Origin of the sequence: Armatimonas rosea, from assembly GCF_014202505.1 — a bacterium.
Taxonomy (GTDB): domain Bacteria; phylum Armatimonadota; class Armatimonadia; order Armatimonadales; family Armatimonadaceae; genus Armatimonas; species Armatimonas rosea.
Genome location: NZ_JACHGW010000004.1, coordinates 196,321 through 217,851 on the forward strand (window position 1 = coordinate 196,321; position 21,531 = coordinate 217,851).

The window sequence follows — 21,531 nt, forward strand, 5'->3', positions numbered from 1 at the left end:
TATCGCAGCATCGAGGGCGAATGGCAAAGAGAAACCCACCCGGCCTCGTACCTCGGCCACCCTCCCTTGCCGCAACGCCCAGAGGGCACCCGGGCCGGGGGGGGGCTAAAACTCCGGGAACTCGTGCGCCGCTGGCGTTGTTGGAAGCGGCGCAATGCAAAAGACCTCCTCCCCCTCCCTTGACTGGCCTCAGTGGCGCGGTCCGCGGCGTGATGCCCATGTTTCTGGATTTAAGGTGCCGGCAAAGTGGCCCGCACAGCTCACTAAGAAGTGGTCGATCACCGCAGGGGAAGGGCACTCTTCGCCGATTATTGTCGGGAACCGCGCTTTTGCCATTGTCCGACAGGGCAACGACGAGCACGTGCTCTGTCTCGACATGGCGAGCGGCAAGACCGTCTGGCAGGACGTGGTCGCGGCCCCGTTTGATAGCGTTATTTTTCCGGCCACGCGTCTGGGGAAGGCGCCCCGTTCGACGCCGCTGTGGCACCAGGGGAAGCTCTACACCATCGGGGTCAATGGGCTCATGACCTGCTTCGATGCCGCCAAGGGGAGCATTCTCTGGCGCAAGGACTTTGCCAAGCAGTTCCCCATCCCCATGCCCATCTGTGGCGCGTCGCTCTCGCCGCTGATCGACGGCAAGAAGCTCTATGTCCACGCCGGCCATGAGGCCACCGGGGCGTTTCTGGCGCTCGACAAAGATACCGGCAAGGAGCTCTGGGCCTGGAAGGGCGAGGGGCCGGGGTACACATCGCCGCAGCTCGCGACAATCGGCGGTGTGCAGCAGCTCATCACGGCGTCGCACAATCTGTGGATCGGCCTGAGCCCTGAGGACGGTAGCCTGCTCTGGAGCCTCGCCAACCGCCAGAACATGTTCAACCACAACTCCATCACTCCCGTGATCGCGGGCGATACCGTGCTCTGCGGAGCCAACCAGCGCGCCACTTTCGCCCTCAAGCTGGCCCAGAGCGGTGGGAAGTGGAGCCCCACCAAGGTCTGGGAGAGCCGCGATGTCACCATGTCGACATCGTCGCCGGTGCTCGACGGCAAGCGGGTCTATGTGGTCAATGAGAAGCGCCGTGGTCAGGTCGCGGTGATGGACTTCGCCACCGGCAAGATCACGTGGGAGTGTCCCGGCAATAAGGGTGAGCAGGTGACCCTCTTTGATATCGGCCCCGCACTCTTGGTGTCTGCGCAGGGCGGCGAGCTGTTTGTCTACCAGAAAAACGGCGATACACTAAAGGAAACCGCAAAGTACGAAGTCGCCGACTCCGCGATGTGGGCCAGCCCCGCCATCTCGGGGAACCGACTCCTGGTCAAGGGCGCCGCCACCCTGGCGCTCTGGGAACTCCCTTCATGAAAAAACGTCTTGGATTTACCTTAATCGAGCTTCTTGTCGTGATCGCCATTATCGCGATTCTCGCCGCCATTCTTTTCCCCGTCTTCGCACAAGCCCGTGAGAAAGCCCGCCAGACCTCCTGCCTCTCCAACATGAAGCAGATCGCGCTGGGCGTGATGATGTACACGCAGGACTACGACGAGACCTTCCCCTTGGGCTCCTACATCCTGGGGACGATGACCGCCGCCGTGACCTGGCAGGACCTGGTCGAGCCCTATGTCAAGTCCGGGGCGGGGGCGACCAATGTCAATATCGTGGGCCGTGTGGACGCCCCCTTCTGGATCTGCCCCAGTATCGGCCCCAGCGCACAGAACCTGCCGATGGCCACGGGCGACACCGCGCCTTTTGCGACCTCGGGCGTCTCCCCCATCACCAACTTCTACTCCAAAGCCTTCTCGTACATGAACAACAGCAACCTCATGCCCACGAGCCACCGCGCTGCTCCCACGACGGGGGTCAATGGCTGGTTCCCACTGGGCATTCAGGGCATGGCGGGTGTCGAGGCCCCCGCCGAGCGGATCCTGGCGTGCGAAGGCATGGGCTATGTGGGCAATACCGGCGGCGATGACTGGACCACCAACTGCACCAATGGGGTCGAGACCGGCTTCCCTAACCTCGCAGGGCGCCTGCTGGGCCGCGCGGACAACTACTGCGGGGCGCGCTACCGCCACAGCGGTGGTGCCAACTACGCCCTCGCCGATGGACACGCCAAGTGGTTCAAGGCTCCGACCACCTCCTGGCGCGCCCCCGCCACCCGTGGCGCTGCCTGGCGCAAGTCGCTCGCGCCCAATGCCAGTGTCTGGTTCCGCGAGGACTAGCTCCCGTCAAAGCGCACCCGCCCCGTGAGAATCTGCCTCACGGGGCATTTTTGTTTTGACGTGTCACGGGTAGAATAGGCGCAGGAGAGTGTAAATGAAGAAAATAGGTGTTTTGTACGGACGTGAGAACACGTTTCCGGGTGCGCTGGTCGCCAAGATCAACGAGCTGGGCGCGGGAGCGATCACGGCGGAGAGCCTGTCCCTTGGGGCGATTACCATGGAGCAGCTCTACGACTACCGGGTGATCGTCGACCGCATCTCGCAGGATGTCCCCTTCTACCGTGCCGTTCTCAAGCACGCCGTGATGCAGGGAGTCACCGTGATCAACAACCCGTTCTGGTGGACCGCCGATGATAAGTTCTTCAACTACGCGCTTGCCCACAAGATCGGGGTCGCGATCCCCAAGACGGCGCTCCTTCCCCACAAGCAGCACCCACCGGATATCTCCAGTCAGTCGCTGCGCAACCTGATGTACCCGCTCAACTGGGAGGAAATTTTTGAGTACATTGGCTTCCCCGCGTTTCTGAAGCCCTACTCCGGCGGCGGCTGGAAGCATGTCTACAAGGTGCACTCCCCCGAGGAGTTCTTCGCCGCCTACGACCAGACCGGCGATCTCTGCATGACCCTGCAGGCCAGTGTGGAGTTCACGGACTACTTCCGCTGCTACGTGATCGGCAAGAAGAATGTCCACATCATGCGCTACGATCCCCGCCAGCCCCACGAGCGACGCTATGTCTTGGATGGCCCTCCCATCGACCCCGCCATGCACGACCGCCTTGTCGGCGACTGCCTCAAGATCTGCAACGCGCTAGGCTACGACATGAACACGGTGGAGTTTGCGGTCCAAGACGGCATCCCCTACGCGATCGACTTCCTCAACCCCGCCCCCGACGCCGACTACCACTCGGTGGGGCCGGAGAACTTCGCCTGGATCGTCAATGCCATGGCGGAGCTTGCGATTGAAGAGGCCAACAAGAAAGTCACCAAGCCCAAAGACTACCGCTGGGCGAAGTTTCTGTAGGCGGGGCCCCCTGGCCCCCACAAGGAGCGTCCCGAGGACGCGCAGAGGATTGTCTCTGCGTCCCCGGGACGCTCCCTTTTCGGAGGCGGGGCTTTCAATCCCCGCCTTCAATCCCCCGCCGCACCGCGCAGAAATGCCTCGATCTGGGGCCGAACGTGCCCGGAATCATCCCAGCTCTCGGCCTCTTTCCAGGCGATACGGGCGTTTGCCGTCTCCCCGAGCGCCCAGAGGATCTTCCCCAACAAAAAGTAGTGCAGCGGAAGCATGGCTCCAAATAGAGTGCTCTCCGGAGTATCGCGGATGAGGCTCTGAAGCTCGCCGAGGGCCGCTTCGTGCTCCCCGTTTTCCTGAAGCAGCACCGCGAGAAAATGACGATCCGATCCCGCATGATCATCCGAACCACAGAGCACGATTGCCTGACGTTTTAGGCGAATAGCCTCCGGCAGGTTGCCCGTGTTGCGGTGCGCAATGGCCAGAAACGAGAGCGCCTCTGCATCGTTGGGGTGCTCCGCAGCGTACTCCGTTATCACCCGAACCGCCTCTTGGGGATCGTCTTTGTGGGCTTGCAAGAGCGCCCTTGCCGCTTGCACCCGCTCAAGCCGCTCCCGTGACGCTCGCAGCCGCTCCTCGGATTGCGCGTAGTCGTCGGCAGGGAGTAGCTGTCGTCGCATCGCATCCAGGTGCTTGGGACTTGCCTCGGGCGACTCGTCGATCTTGCGCTGTGTCTCGTCGTGGACGCGGCGGATGTTGTCCAATCGCTGGAAGAGGTCTTTCACCCCTTGGTTCTTCTTCTTATCCGGCAGAATCTCCGCAATGCGCTGCCCGAGCGGTGCCCACTCCAGAAAGGTATCGATTGCTCGGTCCGTGAAGTTAGGCATCCGAGACTTCTCGGTGCGTTGTCGGAGGGGCACGCGCTCGTCGATCATGGCTTTTTACTGCAACAGCGGCTCAAGGACACCAGGGACGAAGTTACCGGAGAGCTGCTCCTGCTCCTCCCAGGCGGCGCGGAGCTTGTCTTCCCACTGGCGCAGGAACACCTGGCGGCACCAGGCCTTGCTGACACGCCACGCCTTGTAGTAGGTATTGTTCTCCGTATCGCCCGCCACCGCCGCACGGGCACCGTCTTGGAAGCGCCGCTTGGTCGAGACCGGCATCTCGATCCCGGTCACGTGCTTGACCCCCGAGGCCACCAGCTCACCCTTGAGGGAGTAGAGCCGCTGGAGCGAGCCATTGAGAATCTGGTCGAAGGGCACTGCCACCGCCTTGTCCATCACCGAGCGCACGGTGAAGGGCGAGAAGGCCGTGAAGCCGTAGCGCTGGGCGGGGGCGAAGGTGCGGACATAGGCGCGGGAGAGGCCGCCGGAGTAGGTCGGGCTGTGCTTGATCGCGTCGATCCCCCAGCCTTCCTGGTAGAGCAAGGGGTTGCGCAGAATCGAGCTCAGGGTCAGGTCGGAGTCCTCCAGTGGGTAGCTCTTTGCGTTCTCATCGCCGCCGTCGCCGTCCATGAAGTAGGTTAGGCTGGGGTAGCGCTCGCGGACCGCCTTGAGCAGCGCGATTCCCGCGGCGGCGCACTCGACATCGAGCGGATGGTAGTCCTCGATACACGTGATCGCCTCCCGCAGGTTGTACTCCGATGCCGGCACGGTGACCCGCTCCCAGGTGTGGGCGATCCCAAGATCGCTCACGATCTTTGCCGCCTGCTCCGCATCGGCCCCCTTGCCGTCGTGGAGGTCCAGCGTGAAGGCGCGAATCTGGTCGGGGTTGCGGCCTAGCTCCGCCATCGCCTGACGGGCCAGTAGCAAGACACTCGTGCTGTCGATACCGCCGGAGAAGGCAATCCCCACAAGCGCCTCGGCGGGGAGTGTTGCGAGCCAGCCCTTGGTCGCCTCGTAGGCCGCCGTGAGATACGCCACCCCTAGGGCCTCGATATCGTCGCCGCCCTGCGCGACGGTCGGCTCCCAGAAGCGGGTGTAGACCGGCGCAGGGTCCGGGCAGCCGATCTGCTCGATCTCGGTGAGGTAGTGGGCAGGCACCATGCGGGTGTAGGTCGGGTCGAACTGCCAGCCGATCTTCTGGCTGACACACCAGTCGTAGATCGTGTCCATCCGGTCCGCAGTCACCAGAAACGGGCCATGGAACATCTTGGCAACAAAGTAGCGCAGCGGGACCCCGATCGTGCGGGCCATGCGTATGGTCTGCCCATCGCGCATCGTCCCGGCGAAGTGGCCGTCGGTCGAAGCCAGTGCCGCCACATTGCGGGTGGAAAGTGCCACCGCGATCCCGTCGTTGTCCGCTCCGGTGAGTGCGCTACTGCGAACTCCCACCAGGTCTACGAGTCTCTCAATTCCGTGTAACATGGCTCAGTCATTCGGCGACAGAGGCCAGATTTCCTCCCTTGGTCCCCCCCGATCAGAACGGGGGGCTGGAGAGCCTACGGCTGGAAAGGCCGTTCCGGCCATGGGCGGGAAGCGCCCTTCGTGTCGGAGCCTGCGACGACAGCAAGACGCCCCGATCTAAACGGGGAGCGTCCAGGCCTCGCGCTGCGGTGTCGAGAGCCACTCTGCGCCCGTCTCGGTCACCACTACCATGTCCTCCAGGCTCCAGTACCCATGCCCCTCGACCGCAACCCCCAGCTCCAGCGTGTAGACCTGCCCAGCCTCGATAGGCCAGTACGGGGTCTCGCCGTAGCGTGCCCAACAAGGCCCGAGCAACCCTCCGCCATCGTGGGCGACACGCCCCACTTGGTGCCCCAGTGCATGCAGGTACTCCGGGTAGCCCGCCGCGACCAAGAAGCTCCGCGCGGCCGCATCCACCTCCCAGCCGCTCACGCCAGGCCTCAGCGCGGCAAAACCCGCCTCGATCGCGCCCAAGACGGCGGCGTGGGCACGCGAGACTGCCTCGGGAATCTCGCTCCCCACAAACCAGCAGCGCTGCAGGTCCGACGCGTAGCCGTTCTGCACGACGCCAAGGTCGATGTGCAAGATATGCCCAGGAGCCAGCGCAAGGGAGCTGGGCGCACTATGTCCGACCGCGGAGTCTGGGCCGCAGTTGACAATGGGATTGCCTTCCTGCTCCCACGCAAAGCCCAGTCCGCGCACCTCCATCTGTGCGTGCACAAAGTCGGCGAGCTGGCGCTCGGTGATACCGGGTTTGGCGCGCTCGGCGATCTCCGCAAACAGACGATCTGTCTCGACAATCGCGCCACGCATCGCCGCCAGCTCGGTCGCGGTCTTGCGGCCCCGCAGCGCCCGAATGATCGGCTCCGCACTGATGAGAGCACCGGCAAAGCGTGTGCGGGCCAAGTAGCTCTCCAGGAGCCGGAACATCCCGTAGGTCAGCCCATCGCACTTATCGTCGTTCTCGGAGAAGTTCACCGCGATCTTGGGGCTCGCCACGCTCACGGGAATCAGCTCCTCCAGCGCATCGACCAGCGGCTCACGGATGCCCTGCACGTAGCCAATCGTCTCGTCCCAGTCGCCGGATTTTTCCAGGCCATCGAGGTCGTAGTTCCCCGCGACCACCACCTTCTTGCCCGTCTTGCTGACAAGCAGCGCGCTCTGCCAGGTGAGACCGCCCTCCATCAGAAACGGCAGGCACGGGTCGGCGATTCCACTGGTCTCGCGCACAAAGGTCAGCCAGACATCGGCCTCGGACTGCGCCACAATCGCGGCGGCTTGGTTTAGTTTCTCACGGGTCAGGTCACTCATGGCCGAAAGTTCGCGATGCAGGAGACAAATCCCTCTCTGGTGAAACGGGGGTTGTGTTCCAGCAAAAGCGTCCGCCACGAGCAAGCCTTCAGGTGCGCCTCCTGCGAAACTTCGATGCCACCCTGCGGGAGCTGCGCGACCAGGGAGCAACGGAGTCGCTGGAGGCCCTTGCCGCGTGTTTGACCGCCTACACACGGCGCTCTCGGCTCAAGGAGCTCGGTTTTGCTGTCGTCCTGGGTCTGTTTTTAGCAGGCTTGCTCCTAGTTCAGATCAGCCCGTTTGTGTTCCTCGTTGGAAGCATCGTCCTTGGCGCGATCTTTTGGGGGCCGGTTCGTGATCAGCTCAACCCGACTCGGGAGGTGCTTCTGCGGGCAACCATCGCGCTTCTCGACGGCCTCACGCGCACCGACCTACCGGGACTCTTCGCACTGCTCCATGCCCTGGAGCGGGGACGCCCCGACTCAAATAACCTAGAGCGACGTGTGCGTTTTGCGGCGCTTCGGCTCCTAAGTAAGAACCTTATCCAGACACCGCACGGGGAGCTTGCCCAGCTCACCGCAGAGAACCGGCGTCTCTTGGGTCGTGAGCTCAAGCGCTTGCTCCGCAGACCAACGGGCCAAGCGGACCTGGATATCGAGCTCCCTCTTCGGCTCTTTGTCGTGCTGACAGAGCTTCGGGAGCCCGGCTTGCACACACAGACAACTCTTGCGCTTGCCCACACCGAGGAGCGGTTACAGGAGGCGGCACGGGAGTACCAGGCGACACTAAACCCGTAGGAAGACGTCTTTTTTGTAGAGCCCCCAGAGCGCCAGGAGGGTGAAGAACATCGAGCCAAAGCTGCGGCAGAGCTCTTTGTTCTCCGGGTGGAGACGCGCGACTCCCTCCAGAAACTTCATCGCGATCTCATCGAAGGGAATGATCGCCGCGCCCATGTAGGCCGTGATGGCGTTCATCCCGATAATCACCCAAACAATCGAGCCCCAGCGCCATTTCTTGACATCGAGGATGTAGTAGAACAGCGCCAGGAGCACGAGGCTCAGCCCTCCTGCGACACACACAAAGGAGCTGGTCCAGATCTTCTTAACCACCGGCAAGAGCGGGTGCCAGAGCCAGCCGAGTGTCAGGAGCGCGGCCCCGACACCCGCCAAGCGCCGCACCTTCTTTGCCTCGGGATCGGTGGAGTGCTTCAGGTAGGTTCCGGCGAGCAGCCCGATCAGCGCGGTGGCAATCGACGGCAGATTCGAGAGCGGGCCTTCGGGGTCGCCGTAGGGCTTGTAGAGCTGACCGGGAAGGAGCACCAGCCGGTCCACATAGTTGGCGACATTTCCATCGGGGGTGTAGGTGCCACGGGGAAAGCCGGGAACGGGAACCCAGGCAAGGAGCGCCCAGTAGGCCAGCAGGATGGTCGGAATCAGCGCGAGCTGGGTCTTGGGCTTGGTGTAGAGATAGATCAGCGCGGCGGCGACATAGCCAAATGCCTGACGCTGGAGCACGCCAAAGAGCCGCAGGTGCTCCCAGCCCTCCAGGCGCGGGAGGCCGTTGATGAGTAGCCCAAAGAAGGTCAGCCAGCAAAACCGTGCGCAGACCTTCTTGAGAATCTCTTTCCTCGATGCCCCCTGCTCTAGCCGCCGCCCAATCGAGTACGGCAGGGTCGCCCCGATGATAAACAAAAAGAGCGGGAAGATGGCGTCGTAGAAGCGAAACCCCTCCCACTCACAGTGCGACGTGAACTGGAGAGCGAGAACCTCAAAGCCTGGATTGGGCCAGCGCTTGACAACCGTCTCCAAGAGCCAGTCGCCCCCAATAATCCAGAACATGTCAAACCCACGAAGGGCATCCAGCGACAGCAGCCGTTGCGGACGTGGCTCGGAACTCATGGCCAAACTGTACCACAAGCCTCACTGCACAGAGGCGTCTTTTGCGCGACGAAGTAGCTCCGCAAAGACCCCCTCCATCACGCGACTCAGCTCTTTGTTCGTCTCCGCAACCTGCTTGCCAGGCGGTTGATGGGAGAAGGCAGAGACCACCACAACAGAGTTCCCCACAAATGCCGCGCGGGGACGAGCGAGTCCGGGCAGGAGGACTCCTCCCAAGACACTGACCCGTGCGCCCTGTGTCACGGGCTGACGGCTCGGGGAGCGCTACGTAGGATTCGAGCGGCTCATGGCTGCGTCCCAGCGTGCGAGGGCATCTGCTGTCGAGAAGGCAATGACGGTGTAGCGGAGCTCACTCTCGCCGCGAAAAAAGCGTAGGGTCCGTGCGGCAGCTGCTCCCTCGGGCTTGTCGGAGAGCGGATCCACTCGCCCTTGTGGGTGGGCGAGCACGAATCCTTTGAGAAGCGCAGTGTCTTTCAGGTTGAATGCGGCAAGACGCTCCGGGTTCAGATCAGGTTTTATGGTCTTGGCCTCCAGCTGTACGGGTAGTTGTCGTCCTCCAGCGCGAGGGCGGCTTTGGTGAGCTTGAGCGGGCGGAAGGTGTCTACCATCACGGCGAGCTCTTCGGTGCGGGTCTTGCCGAGGCTGGCCTCGACCGCGCCGGGCTGGGGACCGTGCGGCAGCCCCGACGGATGCAGGGTGACCGAGCCCACTTCGATTCCCCGGCGACTGGCGAAGTTGCCGTTGACATAGTAGAGGACCTCGTCGCTGTCTAGGTTCGAGTGGTTGTAGGGAATCGGGATGGCATCGGGGTGGTAGTCGAGCATGCGCGGCACAAAGCTACAGACCACAAAGTTGTGCGCCTCGAAGGTCTGGTGCGAGGGCGGCGGCTGGTGGATACTGCCCGTGAGCGGCTCGAAGTCGTGGATGGAAAGGGCGTAGGGGTAGAGAAAGCCGTCCCAGCCGATCACATCGAGCGGGTGGAAGTCGTAGAAGTAGGCCGTGAGGTGGCCACGTGCCTTGATACGGACCTCAAAGCGCCCTTTTTCGTCATGGAAGAGCGGCGCCTCAGGGACACGGATATCGCGCTCACAGAACGGCGCGTGCTCCAGGAACTGCCCGTACTCGTTGCGGTAGCGCTCTGGCGGCTCGATCGTGCTGGCGGCGGACTCGGTAAGGAGCATCGTGGTGGGGCCGGGATCGCAGACCACGCGGTAGATCGTCCCGCGAGGAATCACCAAGTAGTCGCCCGGACGGTACGGGAGCGTCCCAAAGAGCGTCTCCAGCCTGCCCGTACCCTCGTGGACAAAGAGCAGGTCGTCGCCATCCGCGTTTTTGTAGAAGTACTCCATCGGCTCGGTCGGGCGCACGAGGGCCAGCGCGACATCGCTATTGACCAGAAACGGCACGCGCCCCGCGACTGGATCGCCGCCTGGCCGCAGCAAGTGGGTCTTCAGGTGCCGGTGGCGCAGCGGCTCGAACTCCAACGTCTCTGGCGTCAAATCCCCCAGGTACTGGTACTCCGCCACCTGCGTGGGCAGGTTCGCGTGGTAGAGAATCGAGGCGATCCCCGAGAAGCCCTTCGTGCCGAAGACTTCCTCGGCGTAGAGCGAGCCATCGGGCTTGCGGAACTGCGTGTGTCGTTTGCGGGGTATCTCCCCAAGCTTTACATAGTGCGCCATTGCGTCATTAACCTCGGCGCAATTTTACCCCGCGACAGGGCAATTTTTTATTTTGTCTTTCCCAGTCGCACAGCGGCGCGTGCATCAATAAAAGCGGAGTACAGGACGATCGGGGCCATCACCGCCAGCACGACTCGGATGAGCTCAGGTGCTCCTGCCTTGATGAGATGGAAGGCCGTGGGCATCCCAGCGTGGCTGCCTGCCTCCCAGAAAACCGACGCGACCATTGCGCCAAAGACCATGGCGATCACCATGTGCAGAACGTACTCGCCGGCCGGCAATCCCCCGAGCTTCTGGCGGCTCTGCCCCTCCAGAGCAAAGTCCACCATGGAGATCAGCGCATCCACGGCGAGCAGGCCCACCAGCGCCCAGAAGAAGCCACCGTACAGAGCGACATTCGGCACGACAAGAAACAGGATCGCGTAGGTCGGCCCACGGAGGCTGTGGACAATGAGCTCGGCACGTGAGTCTTGGTGGGAGCGTATCCCGTGGGAGATCGCATGGTAGAGCAAGATATCTACCGCTCCCAGAACCCCGATCATGAAGAGAAGATAGGTAGGGATAATCACGGGCGTTGCCCCAGCACACGGAGCAGGGCCTGCTGCCGCCGGGTGAAGACTTGGGTGATCATGGGGGCGATCAGGAAGCGCATGGCGACCTCTCCCCCGTAGTACCACGGCAGCTGTAGATCCAGATCGTCCTTGGCGAGCAGGCCGGTAGGTGTCGGGTCGAAGGTGTGGACATGCGTGAAGACACGAAAGGGACCGTGGAGTCGCTCTTCTCCAAAACGATAGGGCGGCTCGTACAGATGCTGCCGAAACCCGAAGACAACCGGGAGGATACGACAAACGGTCACCTCGAAGTAGGTTGTTGCGCCCGGGCGGACATGCCCGTCATGGTTCAAGAGACGAAAGCCTGGCCGGTCGGCGTGCAGTAGGGCCAGGTTGGCAGGGTCGGCGTGGAAGGCAAACGCTTCTTCTTGCGAGGCGGGGAAGTGCTGTTCAAAGTGGAAGCGCATGGGATTTGTGAACGGTGCAATTATAGCTTGCTCGTCCCCTGTTCTGTACGGGTTGCTTGCTTTTCTCTTGGGTAGTGGCGCACTTGAAACGTGCGGCGGGGGAGCACAGGGGGCTGCTCGTAGTACCGCTGTATCGCCTCCTCGCTACGGTGCCGATCGAGGGTCGGAGTCATGCGAATCAGCGACCACGCCATCCCGCCAAAGAGCGCGATTCCGAGCACGGCAAGGGTGATCCACAGCCACGCCGCAGTGTCTTGGGTGAACGGGAGCCGCTTGCGGTGCGCATCTGTCTCCGTGATCCCCGCCCGTGTCAGTGCTTGGACAAGCGCGTCAAACGGCTCTTTCCTCCCCAGTGGGATTCCGCCCCGCTGCACCAAAAACGCCTCGCCTGCATCGTCGAGCAGTTCCAGCCCGACAATGTCTTTCTTGCCCGAGATGCGCCAGCGCCACGCCGCGCACTTCTTCTCCCAGACAAGCTCGCCGTTTTTTTGCACCGCGATTTTCTGGCCCGTGAACGTAAAGCCATGCTGCCACTGCGTGAGCAAGAAGACCGGGCAGACAATGGCAAACCCGATCAGCCAGACAGCGCTCTGAGCAAAGCCACTCTTGCCCTGGTAGTTAGGACGAAAGAGCTCCACCTCGGAGAGCCTACCGGTGAAGTAGAGCCCACAGGTCATCAAAACAGCAAGGGAGAGGGCCAAGACAATCCCAAGGACAATACGGGGAACGGGCTGTTTCCCCAATAAAATTTCTTGTCGTAGTTGTTGCATAGGCTCTCCGACACAATAACACAACCTTTGGTTGCGCCACTAGCTCCCCTCAGTAGCTACCCGGCATGTGGATACCGTCGAAGGCATGGAGCCCCGCCCACACTAGCCAGGAGAATCCCACCAAGGCAACCAGTGCGAGCGCCGCGGCTAGCCACGCCCCCACATCTTTTGCAAAGGGTAGCGGCTTGGTATTGGTCTCCGTCTCGGGAATCTTTGCACAGTCAAGCGCTTCGATCAAGGGCGCAAAGGGCTCCCGCGTCCCCAGCGGGAGCCCCCCTAGTCTTACCAGATACGCCGCGCCTTGGTCGTCGAGCAGTTCCACGCCTAGGATATTCTTCTTGTCCGAGCTACGCCAGCGCCACGCTATGCACTTCTGTTCCCAGACAAGCTGCCCATTTTCCCGTACCGCGATACTCTGGCCCGTGAGCGTAAAGCCATGCTGGCGGCGCGTCAGCAAGAAGACCGGACAGACGATGGCAAGCCCGATCAGCCAGGCGAAGACCTGGGCAAAGCCGCTCTTCCCGTCGTGGCCGGGCTGAAGGAAGTCCGTCTCTGAGAGCTTACCAGAGAGCAGGAGGCCGCAGGTCACAAGCAGAGCAGTACTTAGTATCAAGACCAGCCCACCAATCGGGCGTGGCAAGGGCTGTTTCCCCAAATAAATCTCTTGTCGTTGCTGTTGCATAGCCTCTCCTGGACCACTCCACCCATGCTGGTTACATCTAGAGCGAGCCGCACAAGGGAAGGGTATCACAAGGTCACAACCGAGACACTACGCGCCCCTGACGACGCAGTTTCAGACATTCAATCAAGCAAATGACAACCTAGCTCGACCAAAGTGAATGTATTTTCAAATATATTCAAATGTTTAAAAGACAAACCAAAACCTGCTCTGTCATAAACACGATATTTATCAAGACCAATACAAAAATATTCACCATCAAATATATACTCGGTTAAGAAAGAAATGCATTCCTTAGGTTCCATTTCAATCTCAACACAATTTTGTGCACGCGTAAATCTACCGCCCAAACTTACACTTCCCATATCCAACGAAATAACATTGTGGATTCTCCCATTATCATCTCTGTTCGTAACCCAAAATTCAGCACCAGATTCAATAGAGTTATCTATATAAAGGGACATTATTTTTGCATCTGAAATATTTATAACTCTGGTTTCAATAATTTTGTTTTCAGAATTAACAACTTGGTCAAAATGCAAGTCATTCCTTATATTCATTGCTTTTTCAACAAGTGTTATTGGATAATATTCCCCAATGTAAATCTTACGCATAACAACCTATTCCTATATCACCATAGGTGTAACCGGGCTTGCAGGGAGTGCTGGCAGCTCTGAAGGCCGCGGAGAGTGCACAAGAAAAAGCCAAGGGCGATGCCCAAGGTGCCAACCAAGCCCAGAGCGCTGTCCTCGCGGCGCTACAAGCCTTTGTCGGCCCTCTCAACCGCGGCGCTCGTGTCGCCTGCAAAGATCGCCCCGACCTCCTCACCAAGCTTGGGCTCTAACCCACCCCCTTCGCCCCGCGGAACGCGGGTTTCAGGCGAAGGGGGTCGCCGTCTAAGCGGCGGGGGGATGTCACAGGATGGGATCAGACGATGGTGTTTTCCAAGACACCGAGGTTCTCGATCTCCAGGCGCACCACATCGCCCACTTGTAGCCACGGCCACGAGCCCTCAGGGAACTCGACCAAGCAGCCCGTCCCGACCGTCCCTGAGCCGATCAGGTCGCCGGGCTTGAGAACCGTGTTGCGGCTGGCGGCGGCGATCAGCTCCGCGAAGGTCCAGTTCATGTCCTTGGTCGAGCCGCGCCCCCGGCGCTCGCCATTGACACTGACCTCCATCCAGAGATCGTAGCGGTTGCCCCGACTGGTGTCGATAATCCTATCCACGAGTTCATCGGGGGTGACTAGCTCTGGCCCAACACTGGTGGCGAAGTCCTTCCCCTTGGCCGGCCCCAGCCCGACTTTCATCTCGTGGCGCTGGATGTCGCGCATCGACCAGTCGTTGAGGATCGTGAAGCCTTGGATGTGGTTATCGGCCTCCTCCACCGGGATGTCTCTGCCCTCTTTGCCAATCACCACGGCCCACTCCAGCTCGTAGTCCAGCTCCTGGGTCTCGGCGGGCTTCTTGATCGGGGCGCTATTGCCGACGATACTAGCCGGGTTGGAGAAGTAGAACACCGGCGCATCGTACCACTCCGGGATCATCTCCAGGCCACGCTTCTTGCGCGCGTTCTTGACATGCGCCTCAAAGGCATAGAAGTCCCGGAAGGAGGGAAACGATGTTGGCAGAGCAAGTTTCATATACTTAGAGAGTACCCGAAAAAGGCGCAACACCCACACAAAAATATGCTCTTAAAGGGAAGGTACAATAACACCATGGATCCGCGTCAAACCCCCAAGACCCGCCGACATCCTCTGGCGATTGTCGAGACAACCAAGGGAATCTTCAAGATCGTCCTCTACCCGGAGATCTGCCCCAAGACCGTTGAGAACTTTGTTAAGCTGGCAAAGAAGGGCTTCTACAATGGCCTCAAGTTCCACCGGGTCGAGCCCGGCTTTGTCATCCAAGGCGGCGATCCCAACGGCGATGGCACCGGCGGCCCGGGCTGGTCGATCCCCAACGAGCACAATGGCCCGCTTCGGCACAACCGTGGTGCGGTCGCCATGGCCAATGCGGGACGAGACACCGCCGGGAGCCAGTTCTACGTTGTCATCAGCAAGCCCGCCCCCAACCTCGATGCGAAAGAGCCCGATGGGATGAGTAAGTACACCATCTTTGGCCAGGTCGCTACCGGGCAGAATATCGCCGAGAAGATTCAGGTTGGGGACAAGATCCTCAGCATCAAGATCGTGGAGTAACACAACACAATGCTCGCCCTACTGGCCTTTATGGTCCTCACCCAGACTCCGCCCCCCGCGCAGAAGCCGCCGGAGAAGAAGCCCGAGAAGGCAAAACCCGCCCCCAAGCCCAAGAAAGAGGCACCCAAGAAGCAAGAGCGTCCGATCGCGACCCTGGAGACTGCCAAGGGGACCGTCGTGGTCGAGCTTGAGCCCACCGAGGCACCGGTGGCGGTCTCGAACTTTATCAGCCTGGCGCAGCGCGGCTTCTACAACGGCCTGACCTTTCACCGTGTTGAGGATAGCCTCGTGCAGGGCGGCGATCCACTGGGCAACGGGACGGGCGGCCCGGGCTACACCATTCCCTTTGAGCAAAACCGTGGGCTCAAGAATGTCAAGGGCGTGATGGGGATGGCCCGTGGCGCGGAGCGTGACTCTGCAGGGAGCCAGTTCTACCTCCTGAAAAAAGATGTCCCCGGCTTCGATCTCAGTGGCTACACGCTCTTTGGGCGGGTCACCAGCGGGCAGGATGTCCTGGACAAGATCGCCGTGGGGGACAAGATTACGAGTGTCGCGGTCACCGTCCCGCCCGGCTACAAGCCGCGTGCCTTTGGCGAGACCCATGCCGCGGAGCCCCAGACGCTGTTCTACCCCGTCCTCCCCGACGATCTCGCCAGCCGGACCTACAGCCGGACGGTGAAGGTGAAGGTCGCGGTAGGCACCACGGGCTCGGCGGATATCACGCTGACCCGCGGTAGTGGCGACGAAGAGATCGACGATGCGATCGTGGCGGCGATGCGACTCTGGCGCTGGCAGCCCGCTCTTAAGCAAGGCCAGCCAGTGGCGCAGACTCTGGAGTTTGTGTATGATCTAGCCACGCACTCGCGACGAATGGGAGGAAAAGAGTAGAGATGATCCGATTGTCTGCCAAGGTTCAGGGCCATGTTCAAGGGGTCGGTTTCCGTTACTGGGCACACCACACCGCACAGCGGCTCACCGGTATGGGGGGCGGCTACGTAAAGAACCTCGCGGATGGAAGCGTGGAGGTCGAGGCGGAGGCACTGGAGCGCGCCCCCTTGCAAGCCTTCCTCGCCGAGCTACACCGTGGCCCTGCTCAAGCACAAGTCACCGCGGTCGAAGCACACTGGGAAGAGGAAGTAGAAGGCCGACACCTCGCTTTCCGGGTTGTTTAGAAGCGTCGGAGTGGGATACAGTATGGGCCTGGAGGGATTCGAACCCCCAACCAAGGGATTACTTGCGGAGAAGATGGAGTTGAACCATCACAAGCCAACCTGCTTCTCCGTGAGTCCCCTGCTCTAACCGTTGAGCTACAAGCCCGAAAGACGCTGGGATTATACCATATACACCGGGGACAGGAACGTCCCCGGCTCCGCTTCGCTTCTGGCGCAAGCGCCACCCTGTCGCTCCGCGACCTAAATGAGGAATCAAAAGAACTATGGCATCGGATATGATCAAGCTCGGTGGTCTCTGGACCAACAAGGACAAAGATGGCAATACCTTTCTCACGGGGAAGCTCAACCCGGGCGTTCGGATACTGATCTTTAAAAATAAATACCGCGAGGCGGAGAACCACCCGACCCATATCATGTATCTCTCGCAGGTCGAGCAGCAGCCCTCCGATGAGAACAAGCAGCCCGAGGAAGAGGACGAGTTCTTCGGCGACACCGAGCCCACGCCCCGCCCGATGGCACCGCGCTCCGCCGCGCCCGCACCCCGCACCCCCGCACCGGCTCCTGCACCTGCCCGTGCCGCCGCGCCAGCCCCCACACGCCCCGCCGCACAGCGCCGGCCCAGCCCACCGCCCGCCGACGATGACCTCGACGATCCGTTTGCAGAATAATCATGCAGCTACCTAAAACCATCACCACCTCGCTTACGCTCAAGCGAGGTGCGTTTCTTTTGCCCGAGGGCATCACGATCTCGGGAAGCAATATCACGGTCGACTTTGGCGGCACGACCCTGCGCGGCTCCGCGGAGACCACCGAGCCCGACAAGCGTGCAGGAGTTGGGGTCACGGTCACCGGCAAGAATGTCACGGTAAAGAACCTCGCGGTCCACGGCTACAAGGTCGGGGTGCTGGGGCGAGACTGCGAATGGCTTACACTCGAGAAGATCGACGCGTCGGACAACTGGAAGCAGCGCCTCGCTAGCACGACCGAGAAAGAGGACCTCTCGGACTGGATGAGCTTCCACCACAACGAAAAAGACGAGTGGCTGGAGTACGGCGCCGCGATCTACTTAGTGGGCTGCGACCGCTTCACGGTGCGCCAGTGCACCGCGCGGCGCGGGCAGTGCGGCCTGATGCTCACCCGGTGCAACGAGGGTCTGGTTGCCCAGAACGATTTCTCCTTTCTCTCCGCCATTGGGCTGGGGATGTACCGCAGTAGCAGCAACAAGATCCTGCACAACAAGCTCGACTGGTGTGTCCGCGGCTACAGCCACGGGGTCTACAACCGCGGCCAGGACTCCGCGGGCATCCTGATCTACGAGCAGAGCAGCGAGAATGTCTTTGCTTATAACTCGGTCACCCACGGCGGCGATGGGTTCTTTCTCTGGGCCGGGCAGACCACGATGGACACCGGGCGCGGGGGCTGCGACGATAACCTGGTCTTTGGGAACGATTTTTCGCACGCCCCCACCAATGGGATCGAGGCGACCTTCTCGCGCAATGCCTTTGTCAACAACCTGGTTCTGGAGTGCTGGCACGGTGTCTGGGGCGGCTATAGCTACGACACGAAGATTGTTGGCAACGTCTTTGGCTTCAACGCCGAGGCGATTGCGATCGAGCACGGGCGGGATATCGCCATCGCGCACAACCTCTTTCACCGGGACGTAACGGCGGTCAACCTCTGGAAAAACGCCACCCAAGACCCAAGCTGGGCCTATGTCCGCAAGCACGAGACTACTAGCCGCGACTATGCGATCCAAGAGAATCGCTTTGTCGGCTGCCAAAAAGCGGTCAGTGTTCGGCTCACGGAGCGGGTACAGGAGCAGGGCAACCACACCGAGCCGCTCCGCGCACCGGTGGTCATGCAAGGCAGTGGAAACAATATTGTCACCACCGAGGCCGATGGAAGTGCCTACCAGAAGCGCTTCTCCCTCCCCTGGAACCCACGCGCGGGGCAGCCCGGCTTTGCCGCCCCTGCCCCGCTTCCCGGAGTGCCGCTTCCGTTTCTGCCGAAGAATGTCCTACGCGGACGGCGCTACATCTTGGTGGACGAGTGGGGGCCGTACGACTTCGAGCGCCCGATTCTCTGGCCCCGCGGCGAGGGCAAGTACGAGATTCTCGGCCCCAAGGGCCGCTGGCGGCTGGTCAAGGCCGAAGGGGCGAGCGTGTCGGCACAGACCGGATCGGTGCCGGGTGAGCTGAGCCTCTCCGTGCCTATGGGCCAGGTGGGGAATATCAAGGTTGAGCTTGAGTATCTTGGGGAGACATGCCGGGACTACCGTGGGGTTCTCACGCCCAAGGGCAAGCCGGTGCGCTTTGGATTCTCGCGCTTCTTTGCCCCTATCGACTGGGAGGTTAAGTTCTTTCCCTGGAGCCGGGCAAACAATCCAAACGATGTCCACAGCGAGCCGGACTCACGCGAGCAAGACGAGCGCCTTGCATCGGGGACACCCCTCAAGATTGAAAAACCAGCCCGCCTGGACTACGCGGGGAGCTCCTTTGGGCCGGGAATTCCCAACAACCACTTCCTGACCCTCGCGATCGGTAAGCTACAGGTTCCCGCGGGGGAGTATATCCTGGATGTCACCACGGATGACGGCTGCCGGGTCTGGCTGGACGACAACCTGATCCTTAAAGACGCTTGGAAGTACCAGGGGCCGACCCTCTACCCCGTTCCCCTCTCGCTCAGTGCAGGGCCACATACCCTGCGCGTGGAGCACTTTCAGATCGACGGCTACGCGACCCTGAAGGTCAACCTACGCCCGAGAGCATAAAGTAGCCCCCCAGCAAGAGTGCCCCCGCGGCACCGACAATCAGCGCCATCGCCAGCCGCACGGGCTGGTGGGTCAGCCGCCGCTCGTCGCCCTCAATCACCATGAGCGGCTGCGTGCGGCTGGGCGCGAGGTCGCCAAACACGACAACGGTCACATCGGCGGGGATAAAGAAGACCTCGGTGCGAATGTCCCCGCCGTAGGAGTTGGGGTGCCACTTCTCAACGGGAAAGTCATTGTAGAAGCGGGCCACTCGGATAGGCATGAAGCGCAAGAGCCCCTCGGAGATCGTCACCTGCCCACTGCCATCGTCGAGGGTGAAGGGCAGCTTGTCGGTCTCGTCGTAGGTCGTTCGCCAGGAGCCATTGTGGTAGACTTGGGTGATCTCGTGGATATAGAGCCCCGGAATGCGCCCCGCGATACTCACCAAAAGAGGCTGGTCGGTGTGGGCGATCCCCCGTAGCTTCATAAACCCTGCCGTGTTGTCGTGCTGGTCGGTCAGGAGCGTGGGGCGCTGGCGGAGGCGCCGTGCATCGCGACTCACGCGCTCCGCCGTACCAAGCAAGGCAACCGCACACAGAATTCCCAGCAGAAGCGGCCAAGGCGAGAGGCGGGTGTTCGGCTTACTGGGGACGGTTCCCGTGGGCTGAGGAGTAGGCGTGGACTTCGGGGCAGCGACGAGCTTCGCGGTTCTTTGAGGCTGCGGCGTGGGAGTTGCCTTGGGAGCGGCTTGGAGAGTGCGGCGCAGACGAATTACCTCAACCGACTCGTTGCCCCAGATACCGGCGTGGGCGGCTTGCGCGCGGGCTTGGGCGGCCATCAGGTCCTTCCGGCTGGGTGCGTAGCGCTCGGTCCAGGTAGCCAGCCCCTGCTCGGCCAGCTCGATCGCGATATTGTGCTCCCCCGGAAGGTAGCTCACGTCACCGTAGACGATGCCCTTCGCGGCGGTTCCACGCACGCCCACCTGAACCTGCTGGTTGGCCACACGCGCCCGTGTCCACTCCTGGGCCACACGAGCAAGCTCCCCCGTCTTGGCAGCCTCGATTCCATGGAGGCGAACCTTAAGCTTCCATGAGTCGAGCTGTACGGTAAGCTGGTCTCCCTTCTCGATGTCAACGACCTTGCCCTTAAAGGCATTCTGCGCCGTGCTAGGCAGCGCCAGAAGAAAAATCAGGAGACAAAAAACCAGCCGACTCACAAAGGGACGTTCACCATGTGCCTCGTAGTTTCCTGCGGAAGGAAGTTTACCTATTGCGCCGAATATACCTCTAGACCAACTTTAGGAGGTTTGTCAAGATGCGTCTTTTCGTACCGCTCAGCCTGGTGGCTGGAGCGCTCACCCTCGGATCCCTGCCCGCGGCAGCCAATGACCTCACCTTTGGCGGCGATGCCCGCGCCTTTGCCATGGGCGGTGCCGGGATTGCGTCGCTGGCTGGCAACAGTGTCTCAGGGATGGGCAGCCGCAACAATCCCGCGTCGCTGGCCTTTGCCAAGGGCCTGATGCGCTTTCATTTTCCGAGCCTTGGCGCGCGTGCCGATGGCGCGATCTCGCTGGACAAGGCGGCCAACTACCTCTTGACCAATGGCTCCGGCGCCGATGCCAGCGACCTCGCCCGCCGCTTCGCCTCCGAGGACTCGTCGTTTGGCCTCAATGGGAGCCTGGGGCTGCGGATCGGGCCGGTTGAGATCCTCGCTTCGGGAGTCGGCCAGGGCTATGTCTTGCCCAACGCCTCTCTCCAGACCTGGGGCAAGAACGGCGGTACGGGCGGCGTTCCCAGCGATGCCCGCGCCGATATCCTGGCGACTGCGGTCTACTCCCTCCCTCAAATCGGATTTGCGACCCAGCTCAAGCCCGCCAGCGGTGGCGAGAACTTCACGGTCGCGGTGGGAGCGCGGGTGAAGTACATGACCGCGGTCTATGCCCACTACTACGGTGAGAAAGCGACCCTTGATTCTGGCTCCGATGCCTTCCTCGCACCGGAGATGAACGGCAAGAACACACTCAATAAGCAAGGCGTGGGTGCCGACCTCGGGATCATGCTGGAGTCCAAGAAGCTCCTTGGGCTCTCTGGGGGGCTCGTGGTAGCCAATGCCGTCAAGCCCGACTTTACCTTCACGGGCCAGTTTGGTGCCAATGCGAGCGGCGGCGGTGGGACACGCACCTACAACCTGCTGGCCACCACGGCGACTGCGGGGGTTGGTTTTCAAAAGGGTGGCATGACCGCAGTCGCAGACTGGGTGGACATCACGGGGTCGGTCGGTAAGGCGGAGCTACGCGCGGGAGTCGAGCAGCGCCTGGGGCCTGTGGCGATTCGGGCGGGCTACAACAGCGCCAATGGCTACACCTACGGCCTTGGGATCGGTGGTTTCGACATCGCGCTGGGAAACCGCCAGCCGCTGGAGATCGTGCGGACGCTGAAGTTCTAGC

General features: G+C 61.5%; 25 protein-coding genes and 1 tRNA gene. 11 read left to right on the forward strand and 15 right to left on the reverse strand.

Annotated elements, in window-relative coordinates; translation table 11 throughout:
- Nucleotides 1–154 precede the first annotated feature (154 nt).
- The 3 genes from HNQ39_RS20330 to HNQ39_RS20340 all read left to right on the forward strand — a co-directional run bounded on the left by HNQ39_RS20330 (nucleotide 155) and on the right by HNQ39_RS20340 (nucleotide 3,235).
- On the forward strand, nucleotides 155–1,357 hold the full coding sequence (locus tag HNQ39_RS20330; protein ID WP_184201055.1) for an outer membrane protein assembly factor BamB family protein: 1,203 nt from the start codon (nucleotides 155–157) through the stop codon (nucleotides 1,355–1,357).
- Entirely contained in the window at nucleotides 1,354–2,214 is an 861-nt protein-coding gene (locus tag HNQ39_RS20335) for a DUF1559 family PulG-like putative transporter (protein ID WP_184201058.1), read from the forward strand. The genes HNQ39_RS20330 and HNQ39_RS20335 overlap by 4 nt, the downstream gene beginning before the upstream one ends.
- Before the next feature lie 94 nt (nucleotides 2,215–2,308).
- The gene (locus HNQ39_RS20340; RefSeq protein ID WP_184201061.1) at nucleotides 2,309–3,235 is read left to right on the forward strand and encodes an ATP-grasp domain-containing protein; all 927 of its coding nucleotides are present in this window, start codon (nucleotides 2,309–2,311) and stop codon (nucleotides 3,233–3,235) included.
- 107 nt (nucleotides 3,236–3,342) lie between these two features.
- Here HNQ39_RS20340 and HNQ39_RS20345 read toward each other — a convergent pair whose 3' ends face one another.
- From HNQ39_RS20345 to HNQ39_RS20355, 3 genes are all read right to left on the reverse strand, one after another.
- Nucleotides 3,343–4,161 (reverse strand): tetratricopeptide repeat protein, encoded by an 819-nt coding sequence (locus tag HNQ39_RS20345; RefSeq protein ID WP_184201064.1) that lies wholly within the window; start codon nucleotides 4,159–4,161, stop codon nucleotides 3,343–3,345.
- Nucleotides 4,162–4,167: 6 nt separating this feature from the next.
- Nucleotides 4,168–5,592 carry an asparagine synthase-related protein gene (locus HNQ39_RS20350; protein ID WP_184201067.1) on the reverse strand — a complete coding sequence of 475 codons (1,425 nt, stop codon included), beginning with the start codon at nucleotides 5,590–5,592 and terminating at the stop codon, nucleotides 4,168–4,170.
- A gap of 156 nt (nucleotides 5,593–5,748) precedes the next feature.
- Nucleotides 5,749–6,942 (reverse strand): M24 family metallopeptidase, encoded by a 1,194-nt coding sequence (locus tag HNQ39_RS20355; RefSeq protein ID WP_184201070.1) that lies wholly within the window; start codon nucleotides 6,940–6,942, stop codon nucleotides 5,749–5,751.
- Between the two features lie 53 nt (nucleotides 6,943–6,995).
- On the opposite strand from HNQ39_RS20355, the gene HNQ39_RS20360 reads away from it, so the two are divergent.
- Nucleotides 6,996–7,718, forward strand: coding sequence for a hypothetical protein (locus HNQ39_RS20360; RefSeq protein ID WP_184201072.1), 723 nt, complete (start codon nucleotides 6,996–6,998; stop codon nucleotides 7,716–7,718).
- On the opposite strand, the gene HNQ39_RS20365 is transcribed toward HNQ39_RS20360, so the two are convergent.
- The 9 genes from HNQ39_RS20365 to HNQ39_RS20405 form a co-directional block, all read right to left on the reverse strand.
- Nucleotides 7,707–8,819 carry an acyltransferase family protein gene (locus tag HNQ39_RS20365; RefSeq protein ID WP_184201075.1) on the reverse strand — a complete coding sequence of 371 codons (1,113 nt, stop codon included), beginning with the start codon at nucleotides 8,817–8,819 and terminating at the stop codon, nucleotides 7,707–7,709. The genes HNQ39_RS20360 and HNQ39_RS20365 overlap by 12 nt on opposite strands.
- Nucleotides 8,820–8,840: 21 nt before the next feature.
- The gene (locus HNQ39_RS20370; RefSeq protein WP_184201078.1) at nucleotides 8,841–9,062 is read right to left on the reverse strand and encodes a hypothetical protein; all 222 of its coding nucleotides are present in this window, start codon (nucleotides 9,060–9,062) and stop codon (nucleotides 8,841–8,843) included.
- A 21-nt stretch (nucleotides 9,063–9,083) separates the two neighbouring features.
- Nucleotides 9,084–9,242, reverse strand: a complete 159-nt coding sequence (locus tag HNQ39_RS20375) for a hypothetical protein (RefSeq protein WP_184201081.1) — start codon at nucleotides 9,240–9,242, stop codon at nucleotides 9,084–9,086.
- A 92-nt stretch (nucleotides 9,243–9,334) separates the two neighbouring features.
- Nucleotides 9,335–10,498 carry a homogentisate 1,2-dioxygenase gene (locus HNQ39_RS20380; RefSeq protein ID WP_184201084.1) on the reverse strand — a complete coding sequence of 388 codons (1,164 nt, stop codon included), beginning with the start codon at nucleotides 10,496–10,498 and terminating at the stop codon, nucleotides 9,335–9,337.
- Between the two features lie 47 nt (nucleotides 10,499–10,545).
- Nucleotides 10,546–11,067 (reverse strand): hypothetical protein, encoded by a 522-nt coding sequence (locus HNQ39_RS20385; protein ID WP_184201087.1) that lies wholly within the window; start codon nucleotides 11,065–11,067, stop codon nucleotides 10,546–10,548.
- Entirely contained in the window at nucleotides 11,064–11,516 is a 453-nt protein-coding gene (locus HNQ39_RS20390) for an SRPBCC family protein (protein WP_184201090.1), read from the reverse strand. The genes HNQ39_RS20385 and HNQ39_RS20390 overlap by 4 nt, the downstream gene beginning before the upstream one ends.
- Before the next feature lie 20 nt (nucleotides 11,517–11,536).
- Nucleotides 11,537–12,286: a hypothetical protein gene (locus tag HNQ39_RS20395; RefSeq protein ID WP_184201093.1), complete on the reverse strand. Its 750-nt coding sequence runs from the start codon at nucleotides 12,284–12,286 to the stop codon at nucleotides 11,537–11,539.
- A gap of 49 nt (nucleotides 12,287–12,335) precedes the next feature.
- Complete coding sequence (locus HNQ39_RS20400; RefSeq protein ID WP_184201096.1) at nucleotides 12,336–12,968, reverse strand: hypothetical protein; 633 nt, start codon at nucleotides 12,966–12,968, stop codon at nucleotides 12,336–12,338.
- A gap of 119 nt (nucleotides 12,969–13,087) precedes the next feature.
- Nucleotides 13,088–13,579 (reverse strand): hypothetical protein, encoded by a 492-nt coding sequence (locus tag HNQ39_RS20405; protein WP_184201099.1) that lies wholly within the window; start codon nucleotides 13,577–13,579, stop codon nucleotides 13,088–13,090.
- Nucleotides 13,580–13,617: 38 nt separating this feature from the next.
- Here HNQ39_RS20405 and HNQ39_RS20410 point away from each other — a divergent pair, with 38 nt between their 5' ends.
- The gene (locus HNQ39_RS20410; protein ID WP_184201102.1) at nucleotides 13,618–13,809 is read left to right on the forward strand and encodes a hypothetical protein; all 192 of its coding nucleotides are present in this window, start codon (nucleotides 13,618–13,620) and stop codon (nucleotides 13,807–13,809) included.
- A gap of 83 nt (nucleotides 13,810–13,892) precedes the next feature.
- Here the strand turns inward: HNQ39_RS20410 and HNQ39_RS20415 are convergent, their stop codons facing one another.
- Complete coding sequence (locus HNQ39_RS20415) at nucleotides 13,893–14,606, reverse strand: fumarylacetoacetate hydrolase family protein (RefSeq protein ID WP_184201105.1); 714 nt, start codon at nucleotides 14,604–14,606, stop codon at nucleotides 13,893–13,895.
- 75 nt (nucleotides 14,607–14,681) lie between these two features.
- Here HNQ39_RS20415 and HNQ39_RS20420 point away from each other — a divergent pair, with 75 nt between their 5' ends.
- Genes HNQ39_RS20420 through HNQ39_RS20430 form a run of 3 tightly spaced genes read left to right on the forward strand, consistent with a single transcriptional unit; the run spans nucleotide 14,682 to nucleotide 16,336 of the window.
- The gene (locus tag HNQ39_RS20420) at nucleotides 14,682–15,164 is read left to right on the forward strand and encodes a peptidylprolyl isomerase (protein ID WP_184201108.1); all 483 of its coding nucleotides are present in this window, start codon (nucleotides 14,682–14,684) and stop codon (nucleotides 15,162–15,164) included.
- 9 nt (nucleotides 15,165–15,173) lie between these two features.
- Nucleotides 15,174–16,052: a TonB family protein gene (locus HNQ39_RS20425; RefSeq protein ID WP_184201112.1), complete on the forward strand. Its 879-nt coding sequence runs from the start codon at nucleotides 15,174–15,176 to the stop codon at nucleotides 16,050–16,052.
- A 2-nt stretch (nucleotides 16,053–16,054) separates the two neighbouring features.
- Nucleotides 16,055–16,336, forward strand: coding sequence for an acylphosphatase (locus HNQ39_RS20430; protein ID WP_184201115.1), 282 nt, complete (start codon nucleotides 16,055–16,057; stop codon nucleotides 16,334–16,336).
- A gap of 23 nt (nucleotides 16,337–16,359) precedes the next feature.
- Here HNQ39_RS20430 and HNQ39_RS20435 read toward each other — a convergent pair.
- Nucleotides 16,360–16,481, reverse strand: a tRNA-OTHER gene (locus HNQ39_RS20435).
- Nucleotides 16,482–16,599: 118 nt separating this feature from the next.
- Here HNQ39_RS20435 and HNQ39_RS20440 point away from each other — a divergent pair.
- Together HNQ39_RS20440 and HNQ39_RS20445 are read left to right on the forward strand one after the other, a co-directional pair.
- Complete coding sequence (locus HNQ39_RS20440) at nucleotides 16,600–17,004, forward strand: hypothetical protein (protein ID WP_184201118.1); 405 nt, start codon at nucleotides 16,600–16,602, stop codon at nucleotides 17,002–17,004.
- Between the two features lie 2 nt (nucleotides 17,005–17,006).
- Nucleotides 17,007–19,106 carry a NosD domain-containing protein gene (locus tag HNQ39_RS20445; RefSeq protein WP_184201121.1) on the forward strand — a complete coding sequence of 700 codons (2,100 nt, stop codon included), beginning with the start codon at nucleotides 17,007–17,009 and terminating at the stop codon, nucleotides 19,104–19,106.
- On the opposite strand, the gene HNQ39_RS20450 is transcribed toward HNQ39_RS20445, so the two are convergent.
- Entirely contained in the window at nucleotides 19,084–20,301 is a 1,218-nt protein-coding gene (locus HNQ39_RS20450; RefSeq protein ID WP_184201124.1) for a thermonuclease family protein, read from the reverse strand. The genes HNQ39_RS20445 and HNQ39_RS20450 overlap by 23 nt on opposite strands.
- Before the next feature lie 98 nt (nucleotides 20,302–20,399).
- Here HNQ39_RS20450 and HNQ39_RS20455 point away from each other — a divergent pair, with 98 nt between their 5' ends.
- On the forward strand, nucleotides 20,400–21,530 hold the full coding sequence (locus HNQ39_RS20455) for a conjugal transfer protein TraF (RefSeq protein WP_184201127.1): 1,131 nt from the start codon (nucleotides 20,400–20,402) through the stop codon (nucleotides 21,528–21,530).
- The last annotated feature ends 1 nt before the right edge of the window (nucleotide 21,531 follow it).

Bases quoted from the DNA above. Each gene is read 5' to 3' on its own strand.
- HNQ39_RS20330 (WP_184201055.1), top strand. From the start codon at position 155: ATGCAAAAGACCTCCTCCCCCTCCCTTGACTGGCCTCAGTGGCGCGGT.
- HNQ39_RS20335 (WP_184201058.1), top strand. From the start codon at position 1,354: ATGAAAAAACGTCTTGGATTTACCTTAATCGAGCTTCTTGTCGTGATC.
- HNQ39_RS20340 (WP_184201061.1), top strand. From the start codon at position 2,309: ATGAAGAAAATAGGTGTTTTGTACGGACGTGAGAACACGTTTCCGGGT.
- HNQ39_RS20345 (WP_184201064.1), bottom strand. From the start codon at position 4,161: ATGATCGACGAGCGCGTGCCCCTCCGACAACGCACCGAGAAGTCTCGG.
- HNQ39_RS20350 (WP_184201067.1), bottom strand. From the start codon at position 5,592: ATGTTACACGGAATTGAGAGACTCGTAGACCTGGTGGGAGTTCGCAGT.
- HNQ39_RS20355 (WP_184201070.1), bottom strand. From the start codon at position 6,942: ATGAGTGACCTGACCCGTGAGAAACTAAACCAAGCCGCCGCGATTGTG.
- HNQ39_RS20365 (WP_184201075.1), bottom strand. From the start codon at position 8,819: ATGAGTTCCGAGCCACGTCCGCAACGGCTGCTGTCGCTGGATGCCCTT.
- HNQ39_RS20380 (WP_184201084.1), bottom strand. From the start codon at position 10,498: ATGGCGCACTATGTAAAGCTTGGGGAGATACCCCGCAAACGACACACG.
- HNQ39_RS20390 (WP_184201090.1), bottom strand. From the start codon at position 11,516: ATGCGCTTCCACTTTGAACAGCACTTCCCCGCCTCGCAAGAAGAAGCG.
- HNQ39_RS20395 (WP_184201093.1), bottom strand. From the start codon at position 12,286: ATGCAACAACTACGACAAGAAATTTTATTGGGGAAACAGCCCGTTCCC.
- HNQ39_RS20400 (WP_184201096.1), bottom strand. From the start codon at position 12,968: ATGCAACAGCAACGACAAGAGATTTATTTGGGGAAACAGCCCTTGCCA.
- HNQ39_RS20405 (WP_184201099.1), bottom strand. From the start codon at position 13,579: ATGCGTAAGATTTACATTGGGGAATATTATCCAATAACACTTGTTGAA.
- HNQ39_RS20415 (WP_184201105.1), bottom strand. From the start codon at position 14,606: ATGAAACTTGCTCTGCCAACATCGTTTCCCTCCTTCCGGGACTTCTAT.
- HNQ39_RS20420 (WP_184201108.1), top strand. From the start codon at position 14,682: ATGGATCCGCGTCAAACCCCCAAGACCCGCCGACATCCTCTGGCGATT.
- HNQ39_RS20425 (WP_184201112.1), top strand. From the start codon at position 15,174: ATGCTCGCCCTACTGGCCTTTATGGTCCTCACCCAGACTCCGCCCCCC.
- HNQ39_RS20430 (WP_184201115.1), top strand. From the start codon at position 16,055: ATGATCCGATTGTCTGCCAAGGTTCAGGGCCATGTTCAAGGGGTCGGT.
- HNQ39_RS20440 (WP_184201118.1), top strand. From the start codon at position 16,600: ATGGCATCGGATATGATCAAGCTCGGTGGTCTCTGGACCAACAAGGAC.
- HNQ39_RS20445 (WP_184201121.1), top strand. From the start codon at position 17,007: ATGCAGCTACCTAAAACCATCACCACCTCGCTTACGCTCAAGCGAGGT.
- HNQ39_RS20455 (WP_184201127.1), top strand. From the start codon at position 20,400: ATGCGTCTTTTCGTACCGCTCAGCCTGGTGGCTGGAGCGCTCACCCTC.